This window comes from Kitasatospora sp. NPDC057223, assembly GCF_042669755.1.
In the GTDB taxonomy this organism is placed as follows: Bacteria; Actinomycetota; Actinomycetes; order Streptomycetales; family Streptomycetaceae; genus Kitasatospora.
In genome coordinates, this window is the sequence record NZ_JBHUWW010000158.1 from 1 (window position 1) to 18,306 (window position 18,306).

The 18,306-nt window shown below is 75.9% G+C and carries 16 protein-coding genes; 9 read left to right on the forward strand and 7 right to left on the reverse strand.

The features are described from left to right. Positions 1–97: 97 nt before the first annotated feature. Positions 98–1,192, forward strand: coding sequence for a PP2C family protein-serine/threonine phosphatase (locus ACFUK0_RS35095; RefSeq protein ID WP_380257161.1), 1,095 nt, complete (start codon positions 98–100; stop codon positions 1,190–1,192). Positions 1,193–1,194: 2 nt separating this feature from the next. Here the strand turns inward: ACFUK0_RS35095 and ACFUK0_RS35100 are convergent, their stop codons facing one another. From ACFUK0_RS35100 to ACFUK0_RS35125, 6 genes are all read right to left on the reverse strand, one after another. Continuing rightward, on the reverse strand, positions 1,195–2,001 hold the full coding sequence (locus ACFUK0_RS35100; protein ID WP_380257163.1) for a DUF1295 domain-containing protein: 807 nt from the start codon (positions 1,999–2,001) through the stop codon (positions 1,195–1,197). Positions 2,002–2,032: 31 nt separating this feature from the next. Next, on the reverse strand, positions 2,033–3,349 hold the full coding sequence (locus tag ACFUK0_RS35105) for a class I SAM-dependent methyltransferase (protein WP_380257165.1): 1,317 nt from the start codon (positions 3,347–3,349) through the stop codon (positions 2,033–2,035). After that, entirely contained in the window at positions 3,346–4,134 is a 789-nt protein-coding gene (locus tag ACFUK0_RS35110; RefSeq protein ID WP_380257167.1) for a DUF1365 domain-containing protein, read from the reverse strand. The genes ACFUK0_RS35105 and ACFUK0_RS35110 overlap by 4 nt, the downstream gene beginning before the upstream one ends. Beyond that, positions 4,131–5,390, reverse strand: coding sequence for an NAD(P)/FAD-dependent oxidoreductase (locus ACFUK0_RS35115; protein ID WP_380257191.1), 1,260 nt, complete (start codon positions 5,388–5,390; stop codon positions 4,131–4,133). The genes ACFUK0_RS35110 and ACFUK0_RS35115 overlap by 4 nt, the downstream gene beginning before the upstream one ends. A 213-nt stretch (positions 5,391–5,603) precedes the next feature. Next, positions 5,604–6,359 carry an anti-sigma factor domain-containing protein gene (locus ACFUK0_RS35120; RefSeq protein WP_380257169.1) on the reverse strand — a complete coding sequence of 252 codons (756 nt, stop codon included), beginning with the start codon at positions 6,357–6,359 and terminating at the stop codon, positions 5,604–5,606. Then, a complete protein-coding gene (locus ACFUK0_RS35125) occupies positions 6,356–6,940 on the reverse strand; it encodes a sigma-70 family RNA polymerase sigma factor (RefSeq protein WP_380257171.1) in 585 nt (194 codons plus the stop codon). The genes ACFUK0_RS35120 and ACFUK0_RS35125 overlap by 4 nt, the downstream gene beginning before the upstream one ends. 393 nt (positions 6,941–7,333) lie before the next feature. Here ACFUK0_RS35125 and ACFUK0_RS35130 point away from each other — a divergent pair, with 393 nt between their 5' ends. The 3 genes from ACFUK0_RS35130 to ACFUK0_RS35140 all read left to right on the forward strand — a co-directional run bounded on the left by ACFUK0_RS35130 (position 7,334) and on the right by ACFUK0_RS35140 (position 11,326). Further along, on the forward strand, positions 7,334–8,875 hold the full coding sequence (locus ACFUK0_RS35130; RefSeq protein ID WP_380257173.1) for an SDR family oxidoreductase: 1,542 nt from the start codon (positions 7,334–7,336) through the stop codon (positions 8,873–8,875). Positions 8,876–8,933: 58 nt separating this feature from the next. Continuing rightward, complete coding sequence (locus ACFUK0_RS35135) at positions 8,934–10,559, forward strand: molybdopterin-dependent oxidoreductase (RefSeq protein WP_380257175.1); 1,626 nt, start codon at positions 8,934–8,936, stop codon at positions 10,557–10,559. 98 nt (positions 10,560–10,657) lie between these two features. Next, positions 10,658–11,326 (forward strand): fasciclin domain-containing protein, encoded by a 669-nt coding sequence (locus tag ACFUK0_RS35140; RefSeq protein ID WP_380257177.1) that lies wholly within the window; start codon positions 10,658–10,660, stop codon positions 11,324–11,326. Between the two features lie 32 nt (positions 11,327–11,358). Here the strand turns inward: ACFUK0_RS35140 and ACFUK0_RS35145 are convergent, their stop codons facing one another. Continuing rightward, positions 11,359–11,751, reverse strand: coding sequence for a DUF3224 domain-containing protein (locus ACFUK0_RS35145; RefSeq protein WP_380257179.1), 393 nt, complete (start codon positions 11,749–11,751; stop codon positions 11,359–11,361). A gap of 211 nt (positions 11,752–11,962) precedes the next feature. On the opposite strand from ACFUK0_RS35145, the gene ACFUK0_RS35150 reads away from it, so the two are divergent. The 5 genes from ACFUK0_RS35150 (at position 11,963) to ACFUK0_RS35170 (ending at position 18,223) form a co-directional block, all read left to right on the forward strand. Then, positions 11,963–13,318 carry a hypothetical protein gene (locus tag ACFUK0_RS35150; protein ID WP_380257181.1) on the forward strand — a complete coding sequence of 452 codons (1,356 nt, stop codon included), beginning with the start codon at positions 11,963–11,965 and terminating at the stop codon, positions 13,316–13,318. A 49-nt stretch (positions 13,319–13,367) separates the two neighbouring features. After that, on the forward strand, positions 13,368–14,627 hold the full coding sequence (locus ACFUK0_RS35155) for an AAA family ATPase (RefSeq protein WP_380257183.1): 1,260 nt from the start codon (positions 13,368–13,370) through the stop codon (positions 14,625–14,627). After that, a complete protein-coding gene (locus tag ACFUK0_RS35160) occupies positions 14,624–15,877 on the forward strand; it encodes a VWA-like domain-containing protein (RefSeq protein ID WP_380257185.1) in 1,254 nt (417 codons plus the stop codon). The genes ACFUK0_RS35155 and ACFUK0_RS35160 overlap by 4 nt, the downstream gene beginning before the upstream one ends. A gap of 136 nt (positions 15,878–16,013) precedes the next feature. Continuing rightward, positions 16,014–16,715 (forward strand): DUF5995 family protein, encoded by a 702-nt coding sequence (locus ACFUK0_RS35165; protein WP_380257187.1) that lies wholly within the window; start codon positions 16,014–16,016, stop codon positions 16,713–16,715. A 323-nt stretch (positions 16,716–17,038) separates the two neighbouring features. Further along, entirely contained in the window at positions 17,039–18,223 is a 1,185-nt protein-coding gene (locus ACFUK0_RS35170) for an acyltransferase family protein (RefSeq protein WP_380257189.1), read from the forward strand. Positions 18,224–18,306 lie beyond the last annotated feature (83 nt).

An 18,306-nucleotide genomic window follows, 5' to 3' on the forward strand; every position in this document is an offset into this window, starting at 1 on the left:
CCGGGCCCGGCGTTCCCGGCGTGGCCGGGCCCGGCGGCGCGGTAGAGAGTGGACGGTGTGGGGAGCGGCCCGTCTGCCGCTCCCGAGGAGTGATGCCATGGCCGGCCGCGCCCTGCCGGACGCGCCGTTCCCGCCGTACCTGCCCAGGCGGGCCCGGCGGCTGCTGGCGGCCGCGTACGTGCTGCTGGCGGGTGGGGTCGTCGCCGACGTCGTGTCCGGCCCGGGGACGACGGTGTCGCCGGTGCTGGCGGCCGTCCCGGTGCTGGCGGGCGCGACCACCCGGGCGGCCAGGGTGCCGTTGCTGGCCGGCCTGCTGGCGACGGCAGCCGTGGTGCTGCTCGCGCTCACCAACTCGGGCGTCGCGGTGTCGGTGCACGTCACCGCACTGATCGCGGTGCTGGCGGCGACGCTGGCGAGCGCCGCGAACGTGGTGCTGGTGGCGGCCCGCGAACGGGAGCTGGTGCAGGTCCGGACGGTGTCGGAGGCCGCGCAGCGGGCCTTGCTGCGCCCGCCGCCGGAGCGCTCCGGGCGGGTGCGGATCGCGGTGCGGTACGCGGCGGCCGCGGCCGAGGCCCGGATCGGCGGCGACCTGTACGACGTGGTGCAGCTGCCGGACGGCCTGCGGATCATGCTCGGGGACGTGCAGGGCAGCGGCCTGGGGGTGGTGGAGACGGCGGCGGACGTACTGGGCGTGTTCCGCGAGGCGGCCAGGACCGAGCCCGAGCTGCCCGTGCTCGCGGGCAGGCTGGACGCGGCGCTCGCCCGGCGCCCGCGCCCGGGGGGCGGGCGGTTCGTCACGGCGGTGCTGGCCGGCGTGCCCGCCGGGCCGGGCCCCGTCGAGCTGGTCAACTGCGGGCACCCGCACCCGATGCTGCTGCGGGCGGGCCGGGTGCGGGAGCTGGAGCCGCCGGAGCACGCGCCGCCGCTGTCGCTGCTGGGCCTGGTCGGCGGCCGGTACGCGGCGGCGGGCTTCGAGCCGCTGCCGGGTGATCTCCTGCTGCTGTACACCGACGGCGTCTCGGAGGCCCGGGACGCCGCCGACCGGTTCTTCCCGTTGGCGGAGCGGCTGGCGGCCCTGGCCGGGCGGGATCCGGGCGACGTCCTGGACGAGCTGCTCGCGGAGGTCCGGGCGTACGCCGACGGCGGGCTGGACGACGACGCGGCGATGCTGGCGCTGCACTGGGAGCGGTGAGGTCACCTGCGGCGCGGCGGCAGCGGCAGGAAGGCGCTGGTGCGGGCCGCGTACTCGGCCCAGCCGGGTTTGGTCTCGCTCAGCTGCCGCTCCAGCATCGGCTTGCCGCTGCCGTTGACCAGTAGGTACGTCATCAGCAGCGGGCTGGGCAGGGTGGCCAGGCCGAGCGCCGAGTCGGCGGCGAGCAGGAACAGGCCCCACCACACGCAGGCGTCCCCGAAGTAGTTGGGGTGCCGGGTGTACCGCCAGAGGCCGCGGTCCATCACCTGGCCGCGGTTCGCCGGGTCGGCCTTGAACCGGGTGAGCTGGTGGTCGCCGACGCCTTCGAAGAACAGGCCGACGGCCCAGAGCGCCGTGCCGGCCCAGGCGAGCGGGCCGGGCGGCTGCGGCAGCTGCTGGGCGACCTGGACGGGCAGCGAGACGAACCACAGGATGCCGGCCTGGAGCAGGTAGACCTTGCGCAGCGCGTACGCGGTGCGGCGCTCGGCGGGGGCGCGGGCGAGCATCCGGGCGTAGCGCGGGTCCTCGGGTGCTCCGCGCGAGCGGCGGCCGATGTGGACGGCGAGCCGCAGCCCCCAGAGCACCACCAGTACCGTCGCGAGCAGCCGGCGCCCCGGATCGCCGTGGCCGGCGGAGCAGGCGTAGCCGGTCAGTGCCACCGCGGCGAAGCCGAGGCCCCAGGCCACGTCCACCACCCGGTGGCGGCCGGTGCGCGCGCCGACGGCGAAGGCGGCGAGCATCACGGCGAGCGCGGCGCCCAGGGTGGCCGCCAGGCCGATCACGAGTGCGCCCGCGTCCACGCCGCTCACCGGGCCGCCGCCCCGGCTGCGGTCCGGGCGCTCACGGCTGCTCCTCGCGGGTGAACAGCAGGTGCTGGACGTCCAGGTAGCCCGTGCGGAAGCCCGCCTCGGAGTACGCCAGGTACAGCTCCCACATCCGGTGGAAGACGTGGTCGAAGCCGAGGGCGGCGACCTCGTCGGCCCGTTCCGTGAACCGCTCGCGCCACAGCCGCAGGGTCTGCGCGTAGTGCGGTCCGAAGGCCTGGCTGTGCGTCAGCCGGAGGCCGGTGTGTTCGGCGGCGCTCTGCGCGAGGCCCTCGGTGGACGGGATCTGCCCGCCGGGGAAGATGTACTTGAGGATCCAGGTGTAGGTGCCGGCGCTGGCGAGCATCCGCTCGTGCGGCATGGTGATCGCCTGGAGGGCGGCGCGTCCGCCCGGGACGAGGACGCGGTCCAGGGTGGCGAAGTAGGCGGGCCAGTACGGCCGGCCGACGGCTTCGATCATCTCCACGCTGACCACCGCGTCGTACCGGCCCTCGGCGGAGCGGTAGTCGCAGAGCCGGACGTCGACCCGGCCTTCGTGGCCGGCGTCCGCGATCCGCCGCCGGGCCAGGGCGCGCTGCTCCTCGGAGAGGGTCAGGGTGACCACGTGCGCACCGCGGTCGGCGGCGCGCAGCGCCAACTCCCCCCAGCCGGTGCCGATCTCCAGCAGGCGGCTGCCGGGCCCGACCCGGGCGAGGTCGAGCAGCCGGTCGATCTTGCGGTGCTGGCCGGGCTGCAGGGCTCCCCATTCGACCCGAGGCAGCTGCGCGACGTCGGTGGGGAACAGTGCCGAGGAGTAGGTCATGGACGGGTCGAGGAACAGCGCGAACAGCTCGTTGGAGAGGTCGTAGTGCCGGCCGATGTTGCGCTGCGCGTTCTCCGGGCTGGGCCGCTCGGCCGCCGGCGGGCGCTGGGCGTGCCAGCGGCGCAGGCCCTGCAGGCGGGGCGGCACCAGGGTGCCGGGCGAGGCGGCCAGCGCGGTGAGCAGGGGCACCAGGTCGGGCGAGTCCCAGTCGCCGGCCTGGTAGGACTCGCCGAAGCCGATGAGTCCGCCCGCGCCGATCCGCCGGTGGAAGTCCGACGGCCGGTGCAGGCGCAGCGTCGGCGCGCCGTCCGGGGCGGCCACCAGGGTCCGGCCGCCGGGCAGTTCGACCCGCAGGCCGAGCCGGCGGGCGATGCTGCGGACCAGCCGGGCGGCGACGGCGGCGCGTACCGGGCCGCCCGGCACCCGGGCCACGTCCGGCCAGCGCAGCAGGTCGACCTCGGGGTTCTCGGCCGGCAGTGCCTGCGGCCGTCCGGGGGCCCGGTCGGGGCGGTAGGTGCTGTAGGTCGTCACGGCAGCGGGGCTTCTTCCTTGGCGTGGGAGGCGGTCGCGGGGCAGGCGGGGCGGGGCTGGACGGGCAGTCCGCGCAGCAGCAGGCGGATGCCCTGGTAGCGGATGTGCAGGGAGACGGCGAGGGTGGAGAACGGGTGGCGGACGGCGGCCCGCAGCAGCTCCCGGGTGGTGGCCGGCCTGCGGGTGCCGTGCAGGTGGGCGGTGAAGGCCCTGGCGCCGGCGCGCCGCAGGTGGATGGTCAGGTCGAGCACGGCGCCGGGGGCGGGCATCCGCATCAGGTACTCGCCGTCCACCGGGAAGAACGGGGAGACGTAGAACTCCTTGGCGACCGCGGCGCTTGCGTCGGTGCCGGCGCGCAGCAGGTACCGGTGCTGCCCGCCGTAGGTGTTGTGCACCTCGGCGACGGTGCAGAGCAGCGAGCCGTCGGGCGCGTGGCACCAGTAGACGGTGAGCGGGTTGAAGACGTGGCCGAGCGAGCGCGCGTGCGCGAGCATCAGCACCTGCCCGCCGGCCAGGTCGATGCCCTGCCCGGCGAGGTACTCCTCGACGCCCCGGCGCAGCGGCCCGGGGCCGCCGGCGCCGTGGTCCTCGGCGCGGAAGCGGGCCAGTGGGCGCAGCGGGGCGGGGAGCCGGGGCGGCCGGTCGACGTCGATGAGCCACAGGTAGGTGCGGTGGGTGAAGGCGTGCCGGACGGGGCCGGTGCGGACGTGGCTGATCCGGCAGTCGTAGAGGGCCGCGCCCGCACCACGGGCGCGGTCGGGCGGGAGCCGGGTGCCGGGGCTCACCGTACGCTCACCCCCGCCAGTGCCCGGGCGGCCAGCACGCCGGAGCGGCAGCCGTCCTCGTGGAAGCCCCAGCCGTGGTAGGCCCCGGCGTAGGCGGTGCGGGCGGTGGTGAGTTCCGGCAGCCGGCGCTGGGCGGCGACGCTGGCGGGGGTGTAGAGCGGGTGGCGGTAGGCCATCCGGGCGAGGACCTGCCCGGGCGGGACGGGGTGGTCCCGGTCCTCGTTGAGGGTGACGACGTAGTCCTCGGCGGTGTCCAGGCCGAGCAGGCGGTTCAGGTGGTAGCTGACCTGGACGCGGTCGGCGCGGCCGGAGCAGTCGGCCATCCGGTAGTTCCAGGAGGCGCGGGCCCGGGGCGCGGTCGGCAGCAGTCCCGCGTCGCGGTGCAGGACGGTGGGGTTGAGCGAGTAGCCGAACGCGCCGAGCACCTCGCGTTCGGCGGCCGTCGGGTCGGCCAGCAGGCCCAGCGCCTGGTCGGGGTGGGTGGCGATGACCACGGCGTCGAAGCCGGCCCGCTCCCCCGCCGCCGTGGTGATCTCCACGCCGTCCGGGTGGCGGCGGACGGCGCGGACGGGCGTGGCCCGGCGGACGGCGGTCAGCCGGGCGGCGACCTTGTCGACGTAGGTGCGCGAGCCGCCGACGACGGTGCGCCAGGTCGGTGAGCCGGTGACCGCGAGCAGGCCGTGGTTGTCGAGGAAGGCGAACAGGTAGCGGGCCGGGTACTCGCCCGCGACGTCCGGGGCGCAGGACCAGACGGCGGACACCAGCGGCGTCATGAAGTGGCTGGTGAAGTACGACGAGAAACCTCCCTCGGCGAGGAACCGGGTGAGCGTGACGGTGTCCGCGGCGGGCCGGGTGTCGGCCAGCAGGCGCCGGGCCCGGCGGTGGAAGCGCGGCACCTCGGTGAGCATCCGCAGGTAGTCGGGGCGCAGCGCCAGGGCGGGCCGGGCGAGCAGGCCGCCGGGGCCGCGGGCGCCGGCGTACTGGAGGCCGCAGCCCCGGCAGTCGACGGACATGCTCATCTCGCTGGCCCGGGTGGCGACGCCGAGCTCGCGGAACAGCTCGACCAGGTGGGGGTAGGTGCGCTCGTTGTGCACCAGGAAGGCGGTGTCGAGCGGGATCGTCCGCCCGTCGGCGCCGGTCACCTCCTGGGTGTGGGCGTGGCCGCCGAGCCGTTCGTCCGACTCGAACAGCTCGACCTCGGCGCCGGCCAGTTGCAGCCGGTAGGCGGCGGTCAGGCCGGCCACTCCGCTGCCGATGACCGCCGTCCGGCCGCGCTGCTCGCGGTGGCGCGCCCGGCGCCCTCCGGCCTCGTCACCCGCGACCACGGCCGCTGCGGCATGCTCGGGCACGCTCACGCACGCCCCTCCGATCCCTCGGGCCCTCCCGGTGGCGGGAGGGCCTCCATTTCCCCTGGACACCCCCTGTTCGGAGCAGTCGGCGGAACGGATTGGCGAGGGCGGGGAATTCGCTCAGGCGAACGGCATCAGCATCACCGGCGTGCTGGTCGGCGCCGGCGACCCGCCGGACGGCTCGACGGTGACGCCGATCCCGGCGGCGCCGCCGATCGGCCCGCTGAGCAGGACGGCTCCGCTGGAGGAGGGCAGCAGGCCGGCCGGCCGCATCGTGCCGGCGTCGTCGAACCAGAGCTGGTACGTCTTGCCCTGCGGCAGTGCGGGCAGGTTGCCGGCGAGGAATCCGGCCTGCCCCCGGCTCTGCGACCAGACGGCGGTGCCGACGCCGGTGCCGGCCGTGGCGGTGGTGGTCCGGGCGTCCGGCGCGGTGAGCAGCGAGCTGAACGCCAGGGACTGGTCCCGGACCTGCGCGGCCTGCTGTTCGGCCTGCTGGGCCGCCTGGTGCTCGTTGACCGCGACGCCGCCGAGGCCGACGGCGACCGCCACCGAGGCGGCCAGCGCGAACTTGGGCCAGGACCGGGCGAAGCGGCTGCGGCGCCCGGCGGCCGGTGCCTCGTCGTGGTCGGGGTCGCCGCCCGGGCCGAGCTGGCGGACGGAGCCGATGCCGGTCATCACCCGGGCCCGCAGTTCGGGCGGCGGAGTGATCGTCTCGGCCGCGCCGAGGCGGGCCAGCGCGGCCCGGAACTCCTGCACCTCCAGGGTGCAGGCGGGGCACTGTGCCAGGTGGCGCTCGAACTCCCGGGCCTCCCCCACCGGCAGTGCGTGGGCGGCGTAGGCACCGGTGAGCGTGTGCAGATCTGCGGCCGTGGTCATGACCCCACCCCCAGGCAGTCGCGGAGCCGGATCAGTCCGTCCCGCATACGTGTCTTGACGGTGCCCAGCGGCACCCCGAGCATCTCGGCGGTCTCCCGGTAGGAGCAGCCCCGGTAGTACGCGAGGGTGACCGACTCGCGCTGGAGTTCGGTCAGCATCTTCAGGCAGCGCCGGACCTGCTCGCGCTCCAGCCGGTGTTCGACCTGCTCGGCGACCTCGTCGTAGGCCGGTACGTGGGCCTGGGCGGCGGCCCGCCGGTCGCGGTCGGCGGCGGCCTGCGCGCTGCGCACCCGGTCGACGGCGCGGCGGTGGGCGAGGGTGAGCACCCAGGCCATCACCTCGCCGCGCTCGGGCTGGTAGCGGGCGGCGGAGCGCCAGATCTCCAGCATCACCTCCTGGGTGACCTCCTCCGACTGCGCCGGGTCCCTGAGCACCCGGCGGACCAGGCCGAGCACCGGCCCGGCCACCGCGTCGTAGAGGCGCCCGAAGGCGTCCTGGTCGCCGAAGGAGACCTTGGCGAGCAGCTCCTTCAGGTCGGGTCCGCGGCGCTGCGGACCGGAGAGGTGGACCACCGCGTTCACCGCGCCACCCCCCGACAGCCGGCGCCCCGCACCGTCGGTCGCTGGCGCAGGGCCGGCGGGCGGTCCTGCTCTCGGGTCGCGGGCATGGCGGGCCTCCTGTGGGGCATCGGGACGGACTTCGCACCGGGCCCGGAACCGTACACGGGGGCCTGGCTCCCCTTGTTCGGTGCCGGTGTCCACGCGGATTGGCCGCGGTGTGCGATTTCCCGGCAAGCTGTGCCGCCGCACCCGATCCTTCCAGCCCGCGGCGCCGAATACCCGGTGGCGGCGCCGCCGCGACCCGGGCCGGCCGGGCCGGCGGGAGCCACCGCGCCGGATGGCCGACATCACGCCGGGCGGCGATCATCAGGCTGACGCACCACCGCCCGGCGGGCCCACCCGGAGGTACCAGACATGCCCGAGCGCGCAGAGAGCGAGCACCGCACCGTTCTGGTGACCGGTGCCACCGGCTACATCGGCGGCCGGCTCGTCCCCGAGCTGCTGGCCGCCGGCCACCGGGTGCGCTGCCTGGTCCGCGATCCCGGACGGCTGCGTGACCTGCCGTGGCGGGGCGAGGTGGAGAGCGTCAAGGGCGACGTGACCCGCCCCGGGACGCTGCCCGCCGCGTTCGAGGGCGTCGAGGTCGCGTACTACCTGGTGCACGCGCTCGGCACCGGCCCGTCCTTCGAGCAGCGCGACCGGGACGCCGCCGAGGCCTTCGGGCGGGCCGCCGCCGAGGCCGGCGTCGGGCGGATCGTCTACCTCGGCGGGCTCGTGCCGGCCGGCGTACCCGACGCCGAGCTCTCCCCGCACCTGCGCTCGCGGGCCGAGGTGGGCCGGATCCTGCGCGGCGGCGGGGTGCCGACCGCGGAGCTGCGGGCCGCCGTGATCCTCGGCTCCGGCTCGGTCTCCTTCGAGATGCTGCGCCACCTCACCGAACGGCTGCCCGTGATGGTCACGCCGAGCTGGGTGGGCACCCGGATCCAGCCGATCGCCGTCCGCGACGTGCTGCGGTACCTGGTGGCCTGCGCGCTGCTGCCGCCCGGGGTCAACCGCAGCTTCGACGTGGGCGGGCCGGACGTGCTGACGTACCGGGAGATGATGCTGCGCTACGCCCGGGTGGCGGGCCTGCCCCGCCGGGTGATCGTGCCCGTGCCGGTGCTGACGCCGAGTCTGTCCAGCCACTGGGTCGGCCTGGTGACGCCGGTGCCGAGCGGGCTGGCCCGGCCGCTGGTCGAGTCGCTGCGGCACGAGGTGGTCTGCGGCGAGCACGACATCGCCGCGTACTCCCCCGATCCGCCCGGCGGCCTGACCGGCTTCGACGAGGCCGTCCGGCTCGCCCTCAAGCGCATCCAGGACGCCGACGTGGCCACCCGGTGGTCCTCGGCCTCGCTGCCGGGCGCCCCGAGCGACCCGCTGCCGACCGACCCGGACTGGGCGGGCGGCAGCCTGTACGAGGACGACCGGGAGCTGGCGGTGGACGTGCCGCCGGCCGCGCTGTGGGACGTGGTGGAGGGCATCGGCGGCGAGAACGGCTGGTACTCCTTCCCGCTCGCCTGGGCGCTGCGCGGCCAACTGGACCGGCTGGTCGGCGGGGTGGGCCTGCGGCGCGGCCGGCGCGATCCGGCGCGGCTGCGGGTCGGGGACTCACTGGACTTCTGGCGGGTCGAGGAGATCGAGCCGGGGCGGCTGCTGCGGCTGCGCGCCGAGATGCGGCTGCCGGGGCCGGCCTGGCTGGAGCTGCGGGTGGAGCCGGGCGAGGACGGCGGAGCGGTCTACCGCCAACGGGCGCTGTTCCACCCGCTCGGGCTGGCCGGGCACGCCTACTGGTGGTCGGTGGCGCCGTTCCACGCCGTGGTGTTCGGCGGGATGGCGCGCAACATCGCCGCCCGGGCCCGCGCCCAGTACGCCGCCGGCGCACCGGACCCTGTTTCAACTCCCAGCTCAGAGGCATGATTTCACTCGTAGGAGTGAGATCGAGATCCGCACCCATCCGGCCCCCTGGCGGCGCCGAATGGGGGGTGTGAGCAACGAGACCGGCAGCACGCCGGACACCCCCGGCGGATCCCGTCCGCGACGCCTGCGAGCCCTGGCGGCCCGCACGGCGGGCGCGGCGGCCGTCGGAGTGGCGGCGGCCGCCTCGGCGATCGCGCTGGGCGAACTGGTGTCGGCCTTCACCGGCCCGGCGAGTGCCCCGGCACTGGCGGTCGGGTCGGCGGCGATCGACCTGACGCCGACTCCGCTCAAGGAGTACGCGATCCGCAGTTTCGGCACCAACGACAAGACGGTGCTGCTCGGCGGGATCTACCTGACCCTGGCGGCGCTGGCCGTCCTGGCCGGGCTGATCGCGGTGCGGCGCCGGTGGGCCGGCGCCGCCCTGTTCGTCGCGTTCGGCGGGGTCGGTGCCTGGGCCGCGCTCTCGCGGAGCACGGCAGGGCCTTCGTACGTCCTGCCGTCACTGGCCGCCGGGCTGGGCGGCGCGGCCGTGCTGGTCCTGCTGGCCGGCCGCTACCGGCGGGCGGCGGCTGCGGCCGCCGCCGGGCCGGAGGGCGCAGCGGAGCGGCCGGGCCCCGGCCGGCGGCAGTTCCTGGTCGCCACCGGCGGCACCCTGGCGTTCGCCGCCATCGCCGGCTACGGCGGCCGGGAGCTGTCCCGGGCACGCGAGGACGTCAGCGGGGCGCGGCTCGCGGTGCGGATACCGCCGCCCCTGCTGCCCGTACCAGCGCTGCCGGCCGCCGTGCACCCCGCCGTGCCGGGCCTGTCGTCCTTCGTCACCCCGAACGCCGACTTCTACCGGGTCGACACGGCGCTCACCCTGCCCCGGATCGACCCGGGCCGCTGGGCCCTGCGCGTGCACGGCCTGGTGGACCGGCCGCTGCTGATCAGCTTCGACGAGCTGCTGCGGCGACCGCTGGAGGAGCTGGACCACACCCTGTCCTGCGTCTCCAACGAGGTCGGCGGCCCGTACCTGGGCACCACCCGCTGGCTGGGCGCCTCGTTGCCCGCGCTGCTCCGCGAGGCGGGGGTGCGGGCCGGGGCGGACCAACTGGTCGGCCGTTCCAAGGACGGGATGACCATCGGCACGCCGCTGGACGGCGTGCTGGACGGCCGCCGGGCACTGCTCGCCGTCGCCATGAACGGCGAGACGCTCCCGGTCGCGCACGGGTTCCCGTGCCGGACGGTGGTGCCCGGCTTCTACGGCTACACCTCCGCCACCAAGTGGCTGGTCGACCTGGAGGTCACCACCTTCGCGGCGTACGACCCGTACTGGGTCCAGCGCGGCTGGGACCGCAGCGGCGTCGTCCGGACGGCCTCGCGGATCGAGGTGCCGGCCGGCTTCGCCCGGCTCCCGGCCGGGACGGTCACGGTGGCGGGGACGGCCTGGGCCACCCACCGCGGGATCGCCGCGGTGGAGGTCCGGGTCGACGACGGCCCGTGGGCCGAGGCCACCCTCGCCGCCGACGCCGGGCCCGACCTGTGGCGCCAGTGGAGCTACGACTGGACGGGCGCACGGCCCGGTACCCACACCCTCCAGGTCCGCGCCACCGATGCCACCGGGGCCGTCCAGCCGCAGGCGCGCGCGACCCCCTACCCGAGCGGCGCCACGGGCTGGCACAGCACCGTGGTGACCGTCGTCTGACCACTTCTCGACCGAATCCGCCCGACAGCAACCTTCCGCCGGCCACGGCCACGGCACCGCCTTGCCCGGAACCGGCCACCCAACAGGAGTTGACCACCATGTCCGTCACCAGCACCCGCACCCGCGCCGCCGCCGCCCTGCTCGCCGCCGGCGCCCTCACCCTCGGTCTCACCGCCTGCGGCAGCAGTGGCGACTCGTCCTCGTCGAGTGCCAAGAGCGGATCATCGGCCTCGTCCGCCGCGTCGTCCATGGCATCCGCGCCGACCACCCCGATGGCGACGGCGGCCGCCGTGAGCGAGCCGTTCGGCGCCGCCTGCGCGGCCGTGCCGAAGGACGGCGCGGGCAGCTTCACCGGCATGGCGCAGGACCCGGTCGCCACCGCGGCCTCCAACAACCCGCTGCTGTCCACCCTGGTGACGGCCGTGAAGGCGGCGGGCCTGGTCGACACCCTCAACTCGGCCAAGGGCGTGACGGTCTTCGCCCCGACCAACGACGCGTTCGCCAAGCTGCCGAAGGCCACCCTGGACGCGGTGCTGGCCGACAAGGCGCAGCTCACCAAGATCCTGACCTACCACGTCACCCCGGACAGCCTGGCGCCGACCGCGCTGGCGGGCAGCCACAACACCCTGGAGGGCTCCGCCCTCTCCGTGGCCGGCTCCGGTGAGGCCTTCACCGTCAACGGCAACGCCAAGGTGCTGTGCGGCAATGTGCACACGGCCAACGCGACCGTGTACATCGTCGACACCGTCCTGATGCCGGCGTCCTGAGGATCCGGGCTGGGCCGGCCCGCCGCCGCGGGTCAGCCCAGCTCGTACTCCAGCAGGTAGGAGTGCGCGCCGTCGTCCTGACGGATCTCGAAGGTGCCGGTGAGGCCCGCCAGTTCGCCCGAGCCGGTGCCCGGCACCACCCGGACGGCGAGCCGCTCGCCGTGGCTGCCCGGCGCGCTGTGGTGGAGCACGAAGGAGCCCTTGCGGCCGTCCAGCTCCCCGGTGAACCGCTCGACGGCGACGTACACCACTGGGGCTCCGGCGCCGTCCGCGACCGTCAGCATGGTGACCGTGCTGCTGCCCGTCAGCGCCCCGGTGAACGCCTTCGCGAGGGTGACCCGGCCGAGGGCGGCGCCCGGCGCGTCGTCGATCACCTCCGGCTCCCACGACGTGACCTCGAACGCCCCGCTCGCCTTCGTACCCATGACGCTCCGCCCCTCAGTTGCCCGACAGTCCCGGCCAAGGCTGGCACGCGCCACCGACAACGCCGGGGACACGCGCCACCGGCGTGTTGTCCGCCCCGCGCGGACGCGCCGAAAACCCCTGGCAGGCCCGGAGCCGGGGCGCTACGCTCCCCGCGATGACTACTCACTCCGTTCCGAGATCGGGGGTACCGTCCGCGCAAGGTGAGTGCTGATGCTCACTCACCTCGCGAACGGGAACTCCCGCCGTTCCTTCTGGCTGCGCGTGCGTGAGTACGCCGTGCCGCCCTCCATGATCGAGACCGCGACCGCCCGGCGCTCCGCCGGGGACTGGGGCGGTGCCTGCGCCGCCGCGGGCTTCGACGTCGATCTCGACCTGCGCTCGGTGGCGCGCGCCCACGGCCGGGAGCTGGCAGCCCGTGTCCGGGCCGATCTCCGCCGGCTTGCTCCCGACCTGTTGCGCTGGCACCTGCCGAGGATCGCCCCCGACGGGCTGCTCCGGCCGGGCCTGACCAGCACGCTGGCCCGGTACGACAGGGCCGGCGGGGGCGGCCCGGTGCACCTGGTGGCCCGGACGGCGCCCGCCTGGGCGGACGCCGGTCAGCGGATCAGCCTCGGGCTGTGGGACGGGACGCCCGCCGACGGCGGCCGTCGTCCCCCGCATCCCGACCAGCGGTTCCGGCTCGACCTGCACCGCCACCTGTGGGACGCCGGCCGGGCACCCGAACTGCGGGCCCGCTCCGGCGCCGACAGCCCGGAGCCTTCCGCACCAGGCCTGCCGGACATCCTCGAAGCACTCCCGCCGGGGCGCAGTTGCGCCGTCGACCGGTGGGCGGCCGAGGCGGCACTCCTGCTCCGCGCCGACGGCCGGCCCGGCCGCAGCGTCACCGTGCGGCTCGGCGGGCGGCACCGGCTGGTCCTCGACCTGGCCGCGGACCGGGACGGTACCGGCCCGCCCGTCCTGCGGCTCGCGGCGGCGGCCACCGCGGGCGCCGCCCTGCCCGTCCTGCCGGACGCGGCAACCTGGGTGCCACCCGATCTGGAACTGCTCCGCAGCGGTGCCATCGGGGCCGATCGGCTGCACCCGCTGGTCGCCTCGGCGCTGGCACCGGGCCACGCGCCGGCCGGTCCGGCCCCGGTGCCGGACGAGGCCGGGCAGCCCCGCGTCGTGGAGTGCCGGGGCGCCCGGCACCGGATCGGCCTGGTCGACGGAGTGCTGACGCCGCTGGACCACGACCCGGCCGAGCTCCGCCGGGAGGAGCTGCTGGTCGCCCTCACCGGCACCCCGCTGCCCTGCCTGCGCGCGATCGACGCGGCGCACCGCCGTCCGGACTGCCTCACCGGCGTCCGCGAACGCCTGGACCACGGCGACACCGCCGGGGCGCTGGCCGTCGTCGAGGGCCTGCTCGGCCCCGGCGCGGTGCTGCGCAGCGGCGCGCTGCGGGACGAACTGGAGGCGGCGGCGCTGCGGCGGATCACCTACGGGCTGTACCGGTCGGGTCTGGCCGGCCCGGGCCCCGACCGTCTCCCCCTGCACCCTCGACGCCCACGCCGCACGACCGGCCGCTGACCCGGGCCACGCCCCCCGGCACCCACCACGAACCGACAGGTGATCGAACATGCCCGAAAACATCACGTCCGCCGCGACCTCCGCACCCGCCGAGGCCTCCCGACTCGACGTCGCCGGAGCACTGTTGGCCATGCTGCGCGACTCCACCACCGAACCGCGCCCCGACACCCGGCTGGAGGCCCTGACCCTCGCCGTCGCCGCCGACCTGCCCGTCCTGCTGTGGGGCGAGCCGGGGATCGGCAAGACCGCGGCGCTGAACCAGCTCGCCGCGGCCCTGGACCTTCCGCTGACCACGGTGATCGCCAGCGTGCACGAGCCGTCCGACTTCTCCGGGCTGCCCGTCCTCGGGGACGACCCGGCCGAGCAGGGCGTCCCGATGGCCCCGCCGGACTGGGCGGTGCGACTCGTCCGGGCCGGGCGGGGGCTGCTGTTCCTGGACGAGCTGTCCACCGCGCCGCCGGCCGTCCAGGCCGCCCTGCTCCGGCTGGTGCTGGAGCGGCGGATCGGCTCCCTTCAACTGCCGCCCGGAGTCCGGATCGTGGCGGCCGCCAACCCGCGCTCCTCGGCGGCCGACGGCTGGGAGCTGAGCCCGCCGCTCGCCAACCGTTTCGTCCACCTCCAGTGGACCCATGACCACGACGTCGTGGTCCGCGGCCTCGGCGGGACGTGGCCCCGGGCCACGCTGCCCCGGCTCGACCCGCAGCGGCTGCCCGAGGCCGTGGCCTCCGCCCGCCGCGCCGTGTGCGGGCTGCTCGCCGCCCGTCCGGCGCTCGTGCACCGGCTGCCCAGCGGCGAGACCCGGCGGGGCGGCCCCTGGCCGTCGCCCCGGAGCTGGGAGATGGCCCTGTGCCTGACCGCCTTCGCGACCGCGGCCGGATCCTCCCGGGACGTCCTCTCCCTGCTCGTCCGGGGCACGGTCGGGGACGGTCCGGGGCTGGAACTGCTGGCCTGCCTGGACCGGATGGACCTGCCGGACCCGGAGACCCTGCTCGCCGACCCGGCGGGCGCCGCGCTGCCCGAGCGCGGGGATCTGCGCCAGGCCGTGCTCGACGGGGTGGTGGAGGCCGTCCGCAGGCTCCCGGACCGGCCCCGCTGGGACGCGGCGTGGGCGCTGCTGGTCCGGGCGGTGGAGACCGGTCCGCCGGACCTCGTGGTCGTCCCCGCGACCGCCCTCGCCGCGCTGCGCCGGGAGGACTGGGACGTCCCGGCGTCGATCGAGCGGCTCGCCGGAGCGGTGTCGCTGTCCCGGCGGGCGGACCGGGCGGCGGAGCGGGTGGCGGCCGGCGTCGCCGTGCGGGCCGGCCGGTGACCGGGCCCGCGACGGCGCCCGGCGCACCGGCGCTGGACCTCGGCAAGCTCTTCGCCGCCCGGCTGCAGGCGGCCCGGGCCCGGCCCTACCTGGCGACGGCGCTGTTCGCCCTGCACGCCGTGGAGTCGCGGCGGGTGCCGACGATGGCCGTCGACCGGCACTGGCGCTGCTACGTCTCGCCGGCCTTCGTGGCCCGCACGCCGGTCGAGGAACTGGCCGGGGTGTGGGTGCACGAGGTGTCGCACCTGCTGCGGGACCACCACGGGCGCAGTGACCGGGTCGCGCGGGAGCGCGGGCTGACCGGCCCGGGGGAACGGCTGCGGATGAACATCGCCGCGGACTGCGAGATCAACGACGACGCGTTCGGCGACGGCCTGGCGGAGCCGCAGTGCGCGATCCGCCCGGGGGACCTCGGGCTGCCCGAGGGGGAGCTGATGGAGGACTACCTGCGCCGGTTCCGGCTGGGCCGGCTCACCGAGGGCCTGGTCTGGCTGGACTGCGGCAGCGGCGCCGACGGTCTGGAGCGGGAGTGGGACCTGGGGGCGGAGGGCGCGGACGGCCTCAGCGACCAGGAGCGGGACGCCGTCCGGTTCCGGGTGGCGCAGGGCATCACCGGCCGTCCGGGGAGCACTCCGCGGGGGTGGAAGCGGTGGGCGGAGGAGGCGTTCCACCCGCCGCAGCCGTGGCGGGCCCTGCTGGGGGCGGCGGTCCGCTCGGCCGTCTCCGGCTCGGGTGCGGGCGAGGACTACAGCTACGGCCGGCCGTCGCGGCGCTCGGCCGGGGTGCCCGGCGCGGTGCTGCCGAGCCTGCGGCGCAGGCCGCCCCGGGTCTCGGTGATCGTCGACACCTCCGGGTCGGTCAGCGACGCCGAGCTGGGCAGCGCGCTGCTGGAGGTCGCCGCGATCTCGCGTGCCGTGGGCGGCCGCCGGGACTTGGTGACCGTGCTGTCCTGCGACGCCGACGTCCGGGTCGTGCACCCGCTGTGCCGGGCCGAGGGGATCCCGCTGCTGGGCGGCGGGGGCACGGATCTGCGCACGGGTTTCGCCCGGGCGCTGCGCGCGCAGAGCCGGCCGGACGTGATCGTGGTGCTGACCGACGGGCAGACGCCCTGGCCGGCCACCCGGCCGCCGTGCCGGACGGTGGCGGGCCTGTTCCCCCGCCGGCACGCGGGCCCGTCGTGGGACGAGGACGATCCCGACCACGTGCCGGACTCGCCGCCCGGGTGGGCCCGGGTGGTCGACATCGGGTAGGCCGGGCGCGGCCGGGTGAGGCCCGCGCGGCGTGGGCGGAAAGGGGCCGGGAAACACACCCGCACGGGCTCTTCCCTTGCTGCCGTTCATCCTACGATCCTGGGAATCCGGTACCGGTTGTTGGACGGGGTGGGCGATGACGCAGGTGACGGACGGCGTGCTGACGGTCGGCCAGGTGGTCGACCGGATGCGGGGCATCGGCGCCGCGCTGCCTGCGGGCGACGGGCTGGGCGTCTTCAACGGGATGTACCTGACCGTCACCGAGCTGGTCCGCGACCAGTTGGCGGCCGCGTTCTTCGACGACCCGGCGGCCGTCACCACGCTCGACGCCCTGTTCGCCGGCCGCTACCTGGCAGCGGTGGACGCGGCCGCCGCCGGACGACGGCCGCCCGCCTGCTGGCGGCCGCTGTTCGAACTGCGCGGGCACCCGGGCATCCACCCGCTGCAGTTCGCCCTGGCGGGGATGAACGCCCACATCGAGCACGACCTGCCGCTGGCCGTGGTCGACACGTGCCGCCGGCTGGGCCTGGAGCCCCGTGACGTCGCGGCCGACTACCACCGGGTGAACGACCTGCTGGCCCGGGTGGAGGGCGGGGTGCGGGAGTCGCTGCTGCCCGACGGCGGCCTGCTCGACGCCGCCGACCCGCTGCTGCACGTCTGCGGGGTCTGGTCGGTGGACAAGGCGCGCGAGGCGGCCTGGGCGAGTGTGCTCGCCCTCTGGCAGCTCCGGCCGGTGCCGCTCGCCTACGCCGCGGTGAGTGCGGCGCTGGACGGCTCGGTCGGGATGGTCTGCCGTGCCCTGCTCACCCCGCTGGAGGGCCACCGGACCGCACTGTGAGACCGAACGGACCGGTGGGGCCGAAGGGTTGACGCCGGCGTCGGGCTGCTGTCACGCTCTCCCCGACGGCAGCCCCGCGCCCTGCGCCCTGCGGCCGCCGTCAAACCGTCGCCGGGACAAGGCCGTTGGCCGAAGGACCGGCCTGCGGCCGATTCGGAGTCCGTCTCCGGCGCCGCCCTACCACCACGACCCCGAGAACCGCCGTGCGACGCACTCGTCGCCGGCGGTTCTCGTCGTTGTGCCCAGCCCCCAGCCCCCAGCCCCCAGCCCGCCACGGCCGGTACCGGCACGCGGCGGGACACCCGAGACAAGGAGACATCCTCATGGCACTGATAACACTGGAGCGGAACGCCGAGGCCGAGAGAGCCCGGGCATCCGCACTGCCCTCACTGACCGGCCTGCGCTTCGCCGCCGCCCTCGCGGTGTTCCTCTACCATCTGACGCTTCCTCAGTTCACGCCGTTCGGCGGGGCGGTGGCGAAGCAGGCCGGGTGGCTGTTCGGCCTGAGCGGCTGGGTCGGCGTCTCGTTCTTCTTCGTGCTCAGCGGATTCGTCCTCGCCTGGTCCGCCCGGCCGGGTGACACGACACGCCGGTTCGTCCGCCGGCGGCTGGCCAAGCTGTTCCCGAACCACCTGGTGACCTTCGCCCTGGCGATGGTGCTCTTCGCGGCCGCCACCTCCACCTGGCACCAGTGGCTGCCCAACCTGCTGCTGGTGCAGGCCTGGTTCCCCGATCCGTCGGTGTCCTTCAGCGTCAACGTACCGAGCTGGTCACTCGCCTGCGAGCTGCTCTTCTACCTGTGCTTCCCGGCGCTGCACCGCTGGACCGGCCGGATCGACCCGGCCCACCTGTGGCGCTGGGTGGCCGGGGTCATGGCGCTGGTCCTGGCCGTTCCGGTGTTCGCGTACGCGGTGCTGCCGGGCGGCTCGGCGTTCCCGGGCATGCCGGTGTCGCTCGTCCAGAACTGGTTCGTCTACCAGTTCCCGCCGGTGCGGATGCTGGAGTTCGTGCTCGGCGTGCTGATGGCGCGGGTCGTGCTGACCGGCCGGTGGATCGGCGTCACCCTGCCGTACGCGTTCGCGCTGCTCGCCGTCGGCTACGCGGTCGCCCTGCGGGTGCCGTACCTGTACGGTCTCGGCGCGGCCTGCGTGATCCCGATCGCCCTGCTCGTGCCGGCCGCCGCCGTGGCCGACATCCGGGGCCTGCCCTCGGTGTTCCGGGGCCGGGTGATGACCTGGCTGGGCGAGGTGTCCTTCGCCTGGTACCTGGTGCAGGGCATCGTGTTCATCTACAGCGTGCAGCTGCTGGCCGGGCACAAGCCGTACAGCCTGCCGGTGGGCATCGCCGTCAGTCTGCTGTTCACGGCCGTCGTGCTGGTGGCCGCCAAGCTGCTGCACGTGACGGTGGAGCGGCCGTCGATGAAGCTGTGGGGCGGGTCGCGGGGTTCCGCTCCCCAGCACGGACGGCCGGGGAAGGCGGTGGCCGGCGCGGCCGCCCGCCGTCCGTAGCGCGGAGCCGGCCGGCCCCCAACCGGCGGAGGGGGCCGGGCCGGGTAAACCCCGGAGGTGAGGGCCCGCGGGGGTGGCGCGGG